Below are 15,426 nucleotides of genomic sequence, written 5' to 3' on the forward strand. Positions count from 1 at the left end.
CCTGGATTTCAGTTCTCGGTCTTGGTACGGAGCTGCTCGACGGTCAACGGCGGCCCGAAGGCGAACCGGTACCAGCGCAGGTACTTGGGCAGCCACTTGCGCAGCTGGAAGTTGGAGCCGCCCTGGGTGCGGTCCAGCCAGATGGTCGGGATCTCGGCGACCGGACGGCGCAGCCGGCGGGCCTTGGCGGCCAGCTCGATGCCGATCTCGAAGCCGTCGCGGGAGTCGATGCCGACCTCGCGGACGAACTCGGTGGAGTAGGCCTTGAAGGAGTTGGTCGCATCGCGCGTGCCCACGCGCGCGAACCAGGCCAGCGAGCGGCCCGCGGCCTGCGACATCAGGCCCTTGAGCAGCGGCCCGCCGACCTGCTGGCCGCCGGCCATGTAGCGGGAGGCCGCGGCCACCGCCACGCCGCGCTCCACGAGCCGGGCCAGGTCGTCGATCTGCCGCGGGTCGTCGCAGCCGTCGGCCATGGTCACCACCACCGCCGGGCTCAGAGCCGCGTCGATGCCGAACCGGATGGCGTTGGCCGGGCCCCGGCCGTAGGTGTTGACCAGCGCCTTGAGCCGGGGCTCGGCGGCCGCGTACTTCTCTATCACCGGCATCGTGGTGTCCTCGGGGGTGTCCACCACGACCAGCACCTCGCACGGCAGCTGGACGGACTCGAAGAGCCGGTCCAGCACCGGGAGCACCGTGTCGCCCTCGTTGTAGGCCGGGATGATGACCGAGACCTTCGGCCGGTTCGGGTCCGCCGCCGGTGTCATACGCGGACCCCGTCGCCGAAGACGTTCCAGATGTCGGCCACCGGCACCGTGGCCTTCAGGCCGCGGTACTCCGGGTGCGGGGCGCCGACGATGAGCAGGTCCGCCTTCTCCAGGACCTCCTCCAGGCCGACCAGCGAGGGGTCGGTGGTGACCAGCGGGTCGGTGCACAGCACCTCGGCGGCCTTGAACTTCAGGATCCGCTTGAGCTTGTAGGACAGCGAGGAGCGGGTGTCGTCCGAGCCGCCCTTGAACGCCATGCCCAGGATGCCGACCGTCATGTTCTTCAGGTCGTACTGGGAGTCCAGCCGGTCCACGACGTACAGCGGCAGGCCCTCGTTCGTGGTCATCGCCGCGTAGCCGAGGGTGAAGTTGTTGTTGTGGAACGCCGCCAGCTGCATGGCGTCCTTGAACAGGCAGGGGCCCGCGGTGAACCCGGCGCCGGGCATGTCCTCCGCGCGCGGATAGTCCTGCGTCAGCCCGGCCCGGATGCGTTCGAAGTCCAGGCCCCGGTCGTTGGCCATCATGTAGAACTGGTTCACCGCGGCGAACTTGATGTAGCGCCAGGTGTTGGTGAACAGCTTGGCCAGCTCGGCCTCTTCCGGGCTCAGGTGCACGATCTTGTCGGTGAGCCGGCGGAACAGCGCCTCCGCACGCTGCTGGGCCTGCTCGGTCCGCCCGGAGACGATCTGCGGCAGCTCGTAGAGCTCGGTCATGGCCTTGCCCTCGGCGATGCGCTCGGGACAGAAGGCCACGTCGACGGCCACGCCCAGGCGCGCGATCATCCGCTCGACCAGCTCGGTGACCCCGGGGTACACCGTGGATCGCAGTATCAGCAGCTGGCCGTCCCGGAAGTGCGGCGCACAGGTCTCCAGCGCCCGCGGGATCGCGGTCTGGTCGGGGTTCAGGTGCTCGTCCACCGGGGTCCCGATGACCACGATCACGTGCTCGCAGTCGGCCACCACCGCGGGGTCCGTGGAGGCCGACAGCGTCCCGGCGGCCACCACGCGCTCGATCACCGGGGCGGCCCCGGGCTCGTCGAACGGCAGCCGGGCGGAGTTCACCGCCTCGACGGCCTCCGCGCTGACGTCGTAGACGACCACCGAGGCGCCGCGGTCGGCGAGCGCGATAGCCAGCGGCAGGCCGACATGCCCGCCCCCGCCGATGACCACGACTTCGTGAGCGAAGCCGTTTTGTGCGGTTTCGGGCATGGATTCCCCTGTTGCGGTGGCGTTCGGTGAGAAGTCAGTCGGCCCACAATATGACATCGGCGTGGGCCGCCGGGGCGGTTGACGACATGCTGTGACCCATCCGGCACAGAGCCCGGACACCTTTGCGCTCCGCCGTTGAGGTGCGCCGGGCGGATCAGGCGGTGGACTCGGTCGGGTGTTCGGAGCGTCGGGGGCGGCGGGCCGCCATCGGCGGCCGGGGCTCGCGGCTCGGTGCCAGGGGCTCACGGCTCGGGGCTCGCGGCTCGGGCACGGAGTCGGCGGCGCGCGGGTGAACTCGCCAATGAACTCGTGGATGAACTCTCGGTGGCGGATCCCCCGGGACGGTGCCGATGGGTATCCCCAGTATCTGTACTATGAGCAGCTCATGCGACAAGCGATCGCGTCTCCCGCGGAAGACACGCTTTTGGGAACGCGCGCATTCTTCAGGAGAATCCGACCATGAGCGTCGAAGCCTCGCTTCAGCCAGCGCGAACGCGCACAGCTGTGGGCGTCGCCGGGCCGGTCAGCCCTTCGATCGGGCGCCGCTGCGCTGTCGGGTTCCCCTCAAAGCCCGCATCCGGATGTCGCGGGGACCGGTGATGTGTTCGAATACTCGGATGCCGTCACGGGGGGCCCGGCGATGAGCGTGCGGCTCCGGCGACCCGCTTCAGATCGACCCGACTTTCCAGCCAGGGGGATTCCACTCATGACGTACCTCGACCGAGGCGTCCCCGCGCCCACGGACGAAACGGCGGCACGGTCGTGACCCAGGATCTCGTCGACACGGCCGACGAGGCCACGCCGGTCGCCCCGACCCCGTGGCCGAACCGGGCCCGCGCCGCGGTGCTGCGGCGTCTGGACCCCCGCAACCTCCCCGACCCCCGGAACCTGCCCCAGTGGTGGCGCGGCAAACAGGGGCAGCGGATCCACATCGTGGCGGTCGGGCTGCTGACCCTGGTCACGACCGTGATCTACGCCGTCTATATGCTGATGCGCTATTACAACGGCAACACCGGGCTGCTCGACCTCGGGATCTACGACCAGGCGATCCGCAGCTACTCGCACTTCACCGGCCCGCACTCGCCGGTCGTCGGGCTGGTGAACGCGCACGACCTGGGCAACCTGCAGCTGTCGGACCACTTCACGCCGCTGCTGATGGTCTTCGTGCCCTTCTACTGGATCCACGACTCGCCGACGACGCTGCTGGTCGGCACCGCGGTGCTGTGCGCCGCCGCGATCCCGCCGATCTGGATGTTCACGCGCCGGATGATCGGGACCACGGCCGCCTACCTGGTCGCCGTCGTCTACGCGGTGGCCTGGGAGACCCAGGCTCAGCTGTGGTTCGCCTTCCACGAGGTCGCCTTCACCGCCCCGATCATCGCCTGGATGCTGGAGCGGGCCCAGGCCGGCAAGCGCCGGCAGGCCGCCGCGATCAGCCTGATCCTGCTGCTGGTCAAGGACGACATGGGCTTCCTGGTCGCGGCGTTCGCGATCTACCTGCTGTTCTCCAAGGGCTTCCGCCGCCCGCAGTGGACCCGGCGCGAGCGCCTGCTCGGCGCCGTCGGCCTGGTCGTCATCGGCTTCGCCATGGTGCTGCTGGTCAACAAGGTGCTGATCCCGTACTTCGGCGGCAGCCCGCAGCGCAACTGGACCTACCAGCAGTACGGCAACACGCCGGGGCAGATGATCAAGTACATGCTGGAGCACCCGCTGCGGGTCTTCCACAACTCGATCACCCCCGCGGAGAAGACCGAAACGCTCCTGTGGCTGTTCCTGCCGGTGCTGTTCCTGTCCCTGCTGTCCCCCATCACGTTGCTCGGGCTCCCGCTCCTTGCTGAGCGCTACCTCTCGAACAACACGATGTACTGGGGGATGGACCTGCACTACAACTCGTTCCTCACCGTCATCCTGCTGCTCGGGGCGGTCGACGGTGCCGCGCGGCTGTCCCGCTGGGTCGGCAAGGTGCCCAAGGTCGGGGCGAAACGGGCCGGGCTGATCGGGCTGGCCTGGGCGATCGCGGCCACGTTCGTGTCCCTGGACTCGCTGCCGCGATGGCAGATGTGGGAGATGACCACCTCCGCGTTCTGGCACAGCACGCGGCAGCCGGAGGTGGTCGCCGAGCGCAAGGCGGCGGCGAAGGTTCCGGACGGGGTGCTGGTCGCCTCGGTCGGCAACGCCGGCATCTACCTGCTCGACCGCACGAAGGTGTTCATGTGGTCCTATCCCGGGGACCGCACGACCGTGATCCCGCCGTGGGTCGTCGCGAACGTCAAGCACGCGATCTACCCGTTCCGGACGGTTCAGGACCAGATCAAGCAGGTGAACGAGCTGAAGGCCGCCGGCTATGTGACGGTCTACCAGCGCGACGGTTACGTCGTTCTGCACCACCCGTAAGCCGGGCGGCAGCCGCCGCCCGGCGCAGGAAGACCCGCCGGGCCCCGTCCGGCGGCTGGAGGGGAGATCCGCCGGGCCCTCCCGGCGGCCGGAGGGGAGCGGGGACATGTCTATAGAGATCCTGGAGGGCGATCGCGCTCCTGCCGCGGACGACGCGGGACCGGCGGCCGAGCGCGGCCGCTGGTCCGCGGCCCTCGGCAACGCCACGGTCGCGCTGCCGCCGGCCGTCTGGCTCCTCCTGGGCTGGCACCGCCGCTGGATCACCGACGACGGGCTGATCGCGGCCCGGACCGTCCGGCAGATCCTCGCGGGGCACGGACCGGTCTTCAACCCCGGCGAGCGCGTCGAGGCGAACACCTCGGCGCTGTGGACCTGGCTGCTCGCGGCGGTCTCGTGGGTCACCCAGGCCAACGTCTACACGGTGATCGAGTGGACCGGTCTGGTGCTGGCCCCGACCGGCCTGCTGTTCGCGCTTTTGGGCGCGCGCAACGTGCAGCGCCGGATCGGCGCGTCCGGGCCGCTGATCCCGCTCGGCGCCGCTGTGCTGCTGGCGCTGCCGCCGTTCTGGGACTTCGTCACCTCCGGGCTGGAGACCTCCCTCATCTTCTGCTGGCTCGGGCTGTGCTGGTGGCTCCTGAGCCGGGTGACCGAGGGCGGGCAGGGCCGGGTGTACGCCGCCGGCGCCGTGGTCGGCCTGGGCTGGGTGGTCCGGCCCGACATGATGCTGATGACGCTCGCCTTCGGGGTCGCGCTGGTCCTGATCGTCCGGCCCGGCCGGCTGGCGTCCGTCAAGCTCGCCGCCGCCACCTTCGCGGTGCCGGGACTGTACGAGGTCTTCCGGATGGGCTACTACGGCCTGCTGGTCCCCAACACAGCGCTGGTCAAGGAAGCCTCGTCATCGGACCCGGGCCAGGGCCTGACCTACCTGGGCAACTTCGTCTCGCCCTACCTGCTGTGGCTGCCGGTCCTGCTGATCGCCGCGTCCGTCCCCGTGCTGCTGCCCTGGGGCCGCATCGTCCGCCACGACCGCTTCGTGATCCTCGCCGCGGCCGCCGGCGGCGCCCTGTCGGCGCTGTACGTCGTCTGGATCGGCGGCGACTTCATGCACGCCCGCATGCTGCTGCCCTCCACGTTCACCCTCCTCATGCCGGTGATGGCCGTCCCGCTCCCGGCGCTGGCAGGCATGCGGGCGAAGCTGGCGGTCGGGGCCATGGCCGTCGTCGCGGTCTGGGCCGGCGTCTGCCTGGTGGGCTTCCGCCTGCACCAGACCATCGTCATCGCCGACAGCGGGATCACCAACGAGCGCGCGTTCTGGGTCCTGCGCACCGGCGACGCGCACCCGGTGGACGCGGCGCCCTACATGAAGATGGTCGTCGGCACCGGCGACGAGACGCTCGCGCTGCAGCGGATCACCGGCAGCCAGAACCCGTTCAACCACCGGTCGCTGTTCTACCAGGACGCCAAGGGCCAGATGGTCACGCTCCCGCTGCGGACCTCCTACGGCACCATCGCGCTGCCCGGCGACATCCTCGGCACGCTCGGCGCCATCGTGCCCCTGGACGGCTTGGCCATCGACACGCACGGGCTCTCCTACGCGGTGGGCTCGCACATGCTGACCAACGGACACCGCATCGGCCACGAGAAGACGACCGGGATGTCCTGGATCATCGCCGACTACACGGTCCCCGGGAGCACACCGGTGCTCGTGGCGCCGAACGCACCCGCCGGCCCGCCGCCGGCCGCCGAGCCTGGCGTCGACGCGGCCCACCGGGCCCTGGGCTGCGGCGATATGAAGACGCTGAGCCAGGCGACGCGGTCGCCGATGACGTTCCACCTGTTCCTGCGGAACATCGTCGACTCCGTGGACCGCACAGAGTTCCGGGTGCAGAACGACCCCACAGCCGCCGTCGGCGAGCTCTGCGGGCACTGAGTCGCCCTGAGGCGCGCTGAGTCGTACCGGGCGGTACCGAGCCGTACCGAGCGCACTGAGACGTACCGCGCCGTTCTCAGACGCACTGAGCCCGGTCTGCCCCTATGAGGAGGGGCGGGCCGGGCTCTTCTTACTGACCTTCAAAGGGCGATGGCGCGAACGTGGTTCGGGCCTCAGCGCACCCGTTGATCGTGTAGGAATGCGGCATGGACCTGGCGGTGCTGGAACGGGCGCTCGATGAGATCTTCGATCACGGCGTGGTGTACCACGGCTTCACCGACTACATGCGCGACTACGAAGTCATCGTCCACGTCTCAGCGGACCCGCGAACTGGGATCGCCCCCGCTCACCTACGCTACGTGTTCCGGTACTGCGTCGAGGCGGACTGTCGGACCACGGTATCGCCCGAGACTTGGCGGCGGTCCCTGGACGATCGGTTGCTGGAGCCCGACGCCGAGCAAGACGGATACGTGTGGGGTGTCCGCTGGCACTGCCTGTATCCCGGCGGGCAGGTGGTCACCGATTCTGCTCGCGCCCGGACCTGGTCGCAGACACTCGGCATCGACTTCCACGAGGTGTGCCTGACGACCAACGCCCATGAGCTCACACTGGTGTTCTCCGACCTCCAGGTCAGCGAGCTGGAGTCTGGGTACAGCCCTTGGCGGCTGACCGCATGAAAGAAGCGACGGCCGCGGGCCTCACGCCCGCGGTCGCCGCTTCTTGTGCTTCTGCGCTCCGGCGTCCGCCTACCGCCAGGCCGCCGAGAGGAAGGTCGAGTACCCGAACCGGCCCAGGCTGCCCTGCATCCCGTAGCTCTGGAAGTACAGCTGCCGGCTGCCGGTGCCGTGGCTGGTCAGGGTGAAGCGGACCTGGCCCTGCTTGTCGGTGAAGCCGCAGGCGGTCTGGTCGCCGCGGGGTGAGGCGGAGATGCTGGCGGTGTCGAAGTTCGTCGCCGCGTTGGAGAACTTGGTCTGGTCCAGGCACACGCGGACGCCCGCGCGGTGGAGCACGTTGCCGAACTGGGACTCCACGCGCGCGGTCAGGACGATGGAGCCGCCCGGCGGGAGGAGGGGCATCACCGGGGTGTCGGCGACCAGGACGGTGGTGTAGGGCTGCGGGGAGACCGAGCCGGAGTAGCTGACCGTCGCCGGGGTGTCGGTGACCGCCTGGAGCTTCAGGGAGTCGGTTATCGGCGGCATGGCGCTCGTGCTCGGTGCGGTCACCACGTACTGGGCCCAGGCGTGGGCCTTGATGGTCTTGGGCCCCGAGACGATGTCCCAGCTCGCGCTCACCATGCCGTTGCCGTGGACCGCCATGAAGTGCGGTGTGAGGGCGTGGTCGGAGTGGTTGGTCGCGGTGACGGTGACGGTCTGGACCGAGTTGAGCTGGGCCGAGGTCAGGTAGCTGTCGATCTTCAGGGTCAGCGGTGCCGGCGAGGCCACGGCCACGCCGAAGACGGCGACCGCCGGCACGAAGGCGGCGACCGTGATGGCCGCGTAGCGGCTCAGCCACGGCAGGCGCGAGGTCAGCGGTGCCCGGTCGGCCGCGGACCGCTTCTCGATCTCGGCCTCGGTCTCCTCCGCCGTCTCCGGCTCGTTGGTCAGCAGGCCCACGATCCACGCCGCGGCGTAGGCGATGAAGTACGTCCAGTAGGAGCGCGTCGGGAACAGCAGGCCGATCATCGGCAGCGCGAAGCAGGCCGAGGCCAGCCGGTCGAAGTGCCGCCAGTACGCGACCAGCAGGCCCAGCATCACCAGGGCGCCGGCGTAGGTGTACAGGCTCAGGTTGCCCGAGCCGGTGGACAGCGACTGCACCAGGTTGATCAGGCCCTCGCCCTCGGGGACCGCGTGCTGGGTGAGCGGCGCGAGCGCCCCGCGGAACCAGCCGCCGGGGCCCCAGATGATGAAGGGGATGTTGATGACCAGGAAGGTCGCGGCGGCCACGCCGATGTAGAGGCCGGTGACGCGGGCCGCGCCGCGGCGGCCGAGCTCGGTGCGCCGGGCCAGGAAGATCCCGAGCAGCAGGAAGGGGATCGGGAACCACGCGACCTGGGTGGTCGAGATCGCGGCGCCGATCGCGACGGCCTTGGCCAGGTCCAGCTTGGACAGCCGGCCGCCGGCCCCGGTCTGCTTCCAGCGGTACGCGGCGAACGCCAGGAACGGCACCACGAGGGCGAACAGCAGACCGCCGACGGCGCCCTGGGCCAGCACCGGTATCCCGGCGACCAGCAGCGCGCTCAGCGAGCGCAGGCCGCGCGGCAGCAGGACGTACAGCACGAAGATGGTGAGGACCAGGAACAGCGTGCACAGCAGCCCGACGGTGTGGAACGTCCCGACCATCATGGTCAGGACCGCCGTGAGCATCGTGGGCAGCGCCGGGTAGTCCAGGTGGTGCGTGATGCTGCCGTCCAGGAGCTTGGTCGGGAACGGTGAGGGGTACTGCGCGTACGCCGGGGTCAGGTCCGCGGTGTACGGGTTGTGGCCGTGCCGCAGCAGATCGGCCGAGTACTGGACGAAGATCTCCTCGTCGCTCCGGTACCCGTTGTAGCTCAGGATCATCGAGAGCATCCACAGCGAGATGCCGACCACGGCCAGCAGCGCCAGGAGCAGTTCGGCGCGGCCGAACCAGAGCATCGTGCGCGCCGTGAAGCCCATGACCGCCACGGCGACCAGCGCGCACATGGAGAAGAAGAGCAGGATGCCGACGGCGGGCCAGCGGACGGTCGGGCCGAAGACCCCCATCAGCGTGGAGAACATGGAGAAGGCGGTGATGACCAGCAGGACGCGGTGGATCACGTTCGGCCGCGCACCGGGGTCGGCGGCGGTCGCCCGCAGCATTCGAAGGACGCCGTCACCGGTGGGTTGCGCCTGGGTAGGCGGGCGCTCGGCCTCAACGCTCATGCGGGACTCTCCAGAAGAAAAGGGGACCACTGGTGCGGCAGACGCAGGCGTGAGCATCCCATGGTCAAGCGACCGGTACATCGTACAGACGGCGTGTGCCGGTTCGTATGATCGTGCGAGGCCCGCTAAGGACGCCGTCTATTGTCAGACGGCGAATCAGGGGCGAACGGTTGTGTCCCCGCAGCCACTTTTCCCGCGCCGCCGTCGAAGCCGCAGGCTGGCGGGAGTCCGGATCCGGCGCCGACATGGCTGATCACACACCGTCGCGGCTCCCCAGGACCGGTGACAACGCGGCCCCCGCCGAGGTACCGTCGCCTCTACGGCCCGGGCGAAAACGCCCCGGGCACCTTTCCAACTCGGATCGTCCGGCACGTTCCTGCCGGTTGAAAGGGAGTGCATCATGGCTGGTGTCGTCTATCAGGACTCGTCCTGCGTCTACCCGGGCGCCGAGCGCCCCGCCGTCGACAAGCTGAACCTGGAGATCGCCGACGGCGAGTTCCTGGTCCTGGTCGGCCCTTCCGGTTGTGGCAAGTCCACGTCGCTGCGCATGCTCGCCGGGCTGGAGGAAGTGTCCTCCGGCGGCATCTTCATCGGCGATCGGGACGTCACGCACCTGCCGCCGAAGGACCGGGACATCGCGATGGTGTTCCAGAACTACGCTCTGTACCCGCACATGACGGTCGCGGAGAACATGGGCTTCGCGCTGAAGATCGCCAAGGTCGACAAGGCCACGATCACCAAGCGCGTCGAGGAGGCGGCCAAGCTCCTGGAGCTGACCGAGTACCTGGGCCGCAAGCCCAAGGCCCTGTCCGGTGGCCAGCGCCAGCGTGTCGCGATGGGCCGCGCGATCGTGCGCGAGCCGAAGGTCTTCCTCATGGACGAGCCGCTGTCCAACCTGGACGCCAAGCTGCGTGTGCAGACCCGCACCCAGATCGCCTCGCTGCAGCGCCGCCTGGGCATCACGACGGTGTACGTCACCCACGACCAGGTCGAGGCCATGACCATGGGCGACCGCGTGGCGGTGCTGAAGGACGGCCTGCTCCAGCAGTGCGACACCCCGCGCGCGATGTACGAGAAGCCGGCGAACGTGTTCGTGGCCGGCTTCATCGGCTCCCCGGCGATGAACCTCGTCGAGGTGCCGATCGTCGAGGAGGGCGTGAGGTTCAACGGCCTGACCATCCCGGTCTCCCGCGACGCCCTGGGCGTGGCCTCCGGCGGCGGTGCCAAGACCCTGACCGTCGGCGTGCGGCCGGAGTCCTTCGACTTCGTCGGCGACGCCGCCGGCGCGATCGCGGTCACGGTGCACCTGGTCGAGGAGCTCGGCGCGGACGCGTTCGCGTACTGCGCGGCCCAGGTCGACGACCGCGACGTGGACCTGATCGTGCGCGTCGACGCCCGCGCGGTGCCGATGAAGGGCGACACGCTGTACGTGAAGCCGCGTGCGAACGAGACCCACCTGTTCTCGGCGAGCTCCGGCGAGCGCATCGACGCCTAAAGCGCACGAAACACCGGGCGGTGTCCCGGGTGGCGCTCTTGCGCGGATACCATGCCTTGGAACCGAGGCGAGGTATCCGCGCATCCCTTTATAAGGGGATGTCGCACAAACGCTGTGGGCCGCGCCGGCAGCCCGAAGAGCAGGAGTGGACTGGATGAGTTCGGACACCGTCGTCGCCGACACGAACAGGTCGGTGTCAGGCCGAGGCCGGGGCGGCGGCCGCTGGCCCCGCCCGAGCCGACCGGTGTCCGACCTGGTCTCCGATTTCCTGAGCCGCGACGTACTCGGTGTGCGCGTCGGGGTGCTGGTGCTGATCCTCCCGGTCATCCTGGCCGGAATCGGCATGAACCTGGTCTCCCGCCAGGGCTGGAACCACCCGCCGGACAGCCGCTACTACCTGCCGATGATGTCCCGCGACATGGGGCACTCGTGGGCCGACGCGGTCCGCACCGAGCGGGGCATCTCGCCGAGCTGGAACCTGTCGCCCTGGTACTTCGCGGACAACGACCCGACCTGGCAGCAGGTGCGCCTGCGCTTCCTGTACCCGGTGCTCTCGATCCCGTTCATCTGGCTGTGGGGCCTGTCCGGCGGCTCGATGGCGATCCCGGTCATCGGCACGGTGTTGTTCATCTGGGCGATCGCCCGGGTGCTCCAGCGGCTGTACGGCCCGGGGGTCGCGGTGATCGTCACCGGCGCCTTCAGCCTCACGGTCCCGGTGAACGTCTACACGTGGGCGGGAACGGACACCCTGGCCTTGGGGCTGGCAGCGGTCCTCGTCCTGAACCTGCCGATCGAGCGCCGCATCGGCAAGGCCAACCTGGCGTGGCTGGGCATCGTGTCGGTGTTCATCGCCCTGACCCGCCAGGTCGGCGTGCTGGCCCCGGCGATGGCCGGCGCCGGCTGGCTGTGGGTGCTGGTGCGCGAGCGCAGCTGGCGCAACCGCTGGCTGGGCTCGCTGATCGTGACGGCCGGGACCACCTTCGTCATGACGGTGATCTCGATGACGGCGGTCAACGCCAACACCTCCGGCGTCGTCGGCCGCGGCCAGACCACCTACTTCGGCATCCTCCGCCAGTTCGTCCACTACCTGAAGATCGTCACCGAGCAGGCGACGACCTACATGTGGCACACCGACCGCCTCCTGTACGCGCTGCTCATCGCGGCCGGCATCTCGGTCCTGGCGCGCTTCGCCTCCGACGCCACGGCCGTCTTCGTCGGCGCGGTCGCCTCCACCTACGTCATCACCGCGGGCGTCGGCTTCTCCGACCACATGCGCTACGAGATGCTCATGTTCCCGGCCGCGGCGGTCGCCGCCGGCGGCCTGGTCAGCCTGGCCATCGGCGCCTACCTGCCGAAGCCGGTGAAGGAGACCGCCACCGAGCCGGCGAGCGAGGCGGCGGGCGTACGGGCGAACGGACCAGCGCCCGAGCCGGCGACCGAGCCGGCCCTGGCCCCGGCCCGCTCGCCCCGCTTCTCGCTGGGCGTCGTCACCGCCCTGGGGCGCACCGCCCCGGGCCGCTCCCTGGGCCTGCACCTCCCGCGCGGCGACCGCTGGAAGCCGCACGTGATCCTCAGCTCGGCCGTCCTGGTCGTCGTGGTCTGGATCTCCCTGGCCGGCTCCTGGGGCTCCACCATCGCCGCACCGGCGTCCCCCTCCCTCGCCGCGGCCCAGGGCAGCGCCGACTACGCGGTCAAGCCGCTGGCCAAGCCCCCGGCGGAGCAGACCCTGCGCATCCTGTTCGACCAGGCGACCGCCATGGCCCACGACAACATCAACCTCCAGGGCGCCCTGGACTGGGCGCACGTGATGCGCTACCAGCCGATCGCCCCGGACGAGCCGGGCTGGAGCACCCGCGCCAAGGACGGCACGGCCCTGGTCAACCCCAACTCCATGGGCCAGGACCAGGCCATGGCCGAGGCCTACGGTCGCGGCCTGTCCCTGGACTCGACGATCAAGTCGGACACCGTCAAGATCCTGAGCCGCCAGGTCAGCGCCTACGGCGAGGACGTGGTCTTCACGGTCCAGGACAAGTCCGGCAAGGTGCACCAGGGCACCGCGACGACGATGTACCCGGTCTGGAGCTCGAGGGACTCGGCGACGGTGACGTCGCTGGTGTTCGACACGCCCTGACCGGTGCGGCACGTCCTGACCGGTACAGACATTCCGACCACCGCACCCGGCCCGCTTCGGCGCGCCGGGTGCGGCCGTGTTCGCAGCCTGCCTTCGGTCTCGAAAACGTCTCGGCGACAACCCCGCGCAACCCCGTATCCCTTCTGTCTATGACAGCGCATTGCAGGGACGTCCCCCTCGCGGGACGAACGGGAAGCAGGGTGCCGGCGCATGATCGCACGTCGTCGAGTAGTGGCTTACTGGATCGCGACCGGCCTGTTCGGCGTCGTCGGCGTCGGCGACGCGCTGGTGTCGCGGTCGCTGGCACGCGGAGCCCGTCCCGCCGCTGAAGGGCCCGCGCCCCGCGTTCCCGACGCACCTCACGCACCTCACGCACCTCCGGTCCAGGCCTTCGACCCGACACCCGCGCGTGGCGTCCTGGAACGGTTGCTGGGCACCGCCTACGCCGACCAGATCGAGCTCCTGGCGGCTCCTGCTCAGGACGATGTCGACCGGTACCGCATCCGTGCCTCGACCGGTTCGAGACCCTTGGCCGTGACGGTCGAGGGCACGAGCACCTCCGCGCTGCTGGCCGGCGTCGGCTGGTACCTCAAATACGTGGCCGGTGTCACAGTCTCCCTCCCCGGCGACAGCCTCGCGGCCCTCCCGGCCACCCTGCCCGCCCCGCGCACCCATCTCAGCGGCGCCGCCGCGGTGAAGCACCGCTTCGCCCTGAACGACACCGAGAACGGCTACGCCGGCGCCTACCGCACCTGGGCCGACTGGGAGCGCACCCTCGACGTCCTGGCGCTCCACGGCTTCACCGAAGTCCTCATCGCGGCCGGCCAGGACGAGGTCTACCGCCGCGTCTTCACAGAGTTCGGATACCAAGCCGACGAACTCGACGCGTGGATACCCGCCGCGGCGCACCAACCCTGGTGGCTGCTGGGGAACCTCCAGGGCGCTGTCGGCGCGCCGGGCGGTCGGATCGGTACGGACCCGTCAGCCCGCCAGGCCGGTGTCGCGCTGGTCCAGCAGGCCGCCGCCAGGCTGCGCGAGCTCGGTCTGACCCCGGTGCTCCCCGGCTACCTCGGCCAGGTCCCCCAGGGCTTCGCGGCGCGCAACCCCGGCGCCCGGGTCCTGCCTCAGGGACGCTGGAACAACTACCAGCGTCCTGACTGGCTCGACCCCCGCGATCCCCGCTTCACGCGCATAGCGGAGTCGTTCTATCGCCATCAAGGTGAGCTCTACGGCCGCAGCACCGCCTACAAGATGGACCTCCTGCACGAAGGCGGCAGCAGCGACGGCGTCCCCATGGGCGACGAGGCCGTGTCCGTGATGACCGCCCTGCAGGCCGCTCGCCCCGGCGCCACCTGGGTGATGCTCGGCTGGCAGGCCAACCCCCGCCGGGACGTCCTCGACGCGCTGCGCACGTGTGCGCCGTCCGTCTGCGCGCACGGCAGTGTCCTGATCGTCGACGGCTGCTCCGACAAGTTCGCGGGCTTCGACCGGGAGGCCGACTGGGGCGGCACCGCCTACGCCTTCGGCACCATCACCAACTTCGGCGGCCGGTCGCTGCTCGGCGCCAACGCCGCGACGTGGACCGACCGCTTCCCGAAGGCGTGGGCCGCGAAGGGATCGGCGCTGACCGGCACCGCCTGGATGCCCGAGGCCTCCGGCCACGATCCGGCGGCCTTCGAGCTGTTCGCCGAGCTCGCCTGGCGCCCCGACCCCTTCGACCTGACCGCCTGGTTCGGCCAGTACGCCGCGCGCCGCTACGGGAAGGTGGACGCGGCGGCGACGCAGGCGTGGCAGGCGCTCGCGCAGACCGCGTACTCGCTCGCGCCGGGCACCTACAGCCAGGCCCAGGACAGTCTGTTCAGCGCCTGGCCGGACCTGTCCGCGGTCTCGGCGTCGCCGGACGGCCCCGCCATGCGCTACGACGGCGCCGCCTTCCAGCAGGCCGTGCTGCTGCTCCTGCAGGCCGATCCGTCGCTGCGCGCCGTCGACGCCTACCGCTACGACGTCGTCGACCTCGCGCGCCAGGCCCTGGCCAACCACGCCCGCGTCCTGCTGCCGAAGATCAAGGCCGCGTACGTCGCCCGCGACGCCGCCGGCTGGCGCGCCCTCACCGGCCGCTGGCTGGACGCGATGGCGCTGCTGGACCGGCTGCTGGCCACCGACGAACGTTTCCTGCTCGGCACCTGGCTGCGCTCCGGCGGGTACGACGCGCGATCACTCATCACCACCTGGGGCGGCCGAGACCAGGCCACGCTGCTGCGGAACTACGCCGGCCGCGAACTGGCGGGGCTGGTCGCCGACGTCTACCTCCCGCGCTGGCGCAAGCATTTCGCGGCGCTGGAGCCCGTCGTCACGGGTGCGGCCAAGCAGGGGGCGCAGACCGACTGGTTCGCGCTCGACGACGCGTGGGCGCGCGGCGGCAAGGCGTATCCGACCACCCCCACCGGTGATCCGTTCGCCGTCGCAAACGTCGCCGCCGCCCTCCTGGCCACCCCCTGACCTGCGCATACCGGCCCTGAACAGGGCCGCAGATGACTATTGACGACCCATCAGATTCGGCATACGGTCCGTTCGGACCAGCGGACCGTGCGTTTGTTCCGGCAA

Annotated in this window: 9 protein-coding genes; 6 read left to right on the forward strand and 3 right to left on the reverse strand. The window is 70.1% G+C overall.

Annotated elements, in window-relative coordinates:
* Positions 1-8: 8 nt before the first annotated feature.
* On the reverse strand, positions 9-764 hold the full coding sequence (locus tag ABIA35_RS07770; RefSeq protein WP_370335455.1) for a glycosyltransferase family 2 protein: 756 nt from the start codon (positions 762-764) through the stop codon (positions 9-11).
* Positions 761-1,972 (reverse strand): nucleotide sugar dehydrogenase, encoded by a 1,212-nt coding sequence (locus ABIA35_RS07775; RefSeq protein ID WP_370335453.1) that lies wholly within the window; start codon positions 1,970-1,972, stop codon positions 761-763. Before ABIA35_RS07775 ends, ABIA35_RS07770 begins: the two co-directional genes overlap by 4 nt.
* 762 nt (positions 1,973-2,734) lie before the next feature.
* Here ABIA35_RS07775 and ABIA35_RS07780 point away from each other — a divergent pair.
* The 3 genes from ABIA35_RS07780 (at position 2,735) to ABIA35_RS07790 (ending at position 6,973) form a co-directional block, all read left to right on the forward strand.
* The gene (locus ABIA35_RS07780) at positions 2,735-4,366 is read left to right on the forward strand and encodes a DUF2079 domain-containing protein (protein WP_370335451.1); all 1,632 of its coding nucleotides are present in this window, start codon (positions 2,735-2,737) and stop codon (positions 4,364-4,366) included.
* Between the two features lie 106 nt (positions 4,367-4,472).
* A complete protein-coding gene (locus tag ABIA35_RS07785; protein ID WP_370357471.1) occupies positions 4,473-6,296 on the forward strand; it encodes a hypothetical protein in 1,824 nt (607 codons plus the stop codon).
* Positions 6,297-6,502: 206 nt separating this feature from the next.
* A complete protein-coding gene (locus ABIA35_RS07790) occupies positions 6,503-6,973 on the forward strand; it encodes a hypothetical protein (RefSeq protein WP_370357472.1) in 471 nt (156 codons plus the stop codon).
* Between the two features lie 69 nt (positions 6,974-7,042).
* Here ABIA35_RS07790 and ABIA35_RS07795 read toward each other — a convergent pair whose 3' ends face one another.
* Positions 7,043-9,196, reverse strand: a complete 2,154-nt coding sequence (locus ABIA35_RS07795; protein ID WP_370335447.1) for a hypothetical protein — start codon at positions 9,194-9,196, stop codon at positions 7,043-7,045.
* 400 nt (positions 9,197-9,596) lie between these two features.
* Between ABIA35_RS07795 and ABIA35_RS07800 the strand changes: the two genes are divergently transcribed.
* The 3 genes from ABIA35_RS07800 (at position 9,597) to ABIA35_RS07810 (ending at position 15,321) form a co-directional block, all read left to right on the forward strand.
* The gene (locus ABIA35_RS07800) at positions 9,597-10,691 is read left to right on the forward strand and encodes an ABC transporter ATP-binding protein (RefSeq protein WP_370335445.1); all 1,095 of its coding nucleotides are present in this window, start codon (positions 9,597-9,599) and stop codon (positions 10,689-10,691) included.
* A gap of 154 nt (positions 10,692-10,845) precedes the next feature.
* Positions 10,846-12,822, forward strand: coding sequence for a hypothetical protein (locus ABIA35_RS07805; RefSeq protein ID WP_370357473.1), 1,977 nt, complete (start codon positions 10,846-10,848; stop codon positions 12,820-12,822).
* Positions 12,823-13,032: 210 nt separating this feature from the next.
* Positions 13,033-15,321 (forward strand): alpha-N-acetylglucosaminidase, encoded by a 2,289-nt coding sequence (locus ABIA35_RS07810; RefSeq protein ID WP_370357474.1) that lies wholly within the window; start codon positions 13,033-13,035, stop codon positions 15,319-15,321.
* Positions 15,322-15,426: the final 105 nt, after the last annotated feature.

Origin of the sequence: Catenulispora sp. MAP12-49 (genome assembly GCF_041262705.1) — a bacterium.
GTDB lineage: Bacteria > Actinomycetota > Actinomycetes > Streptomycetales > Catenulisporaceae > Catenulispora.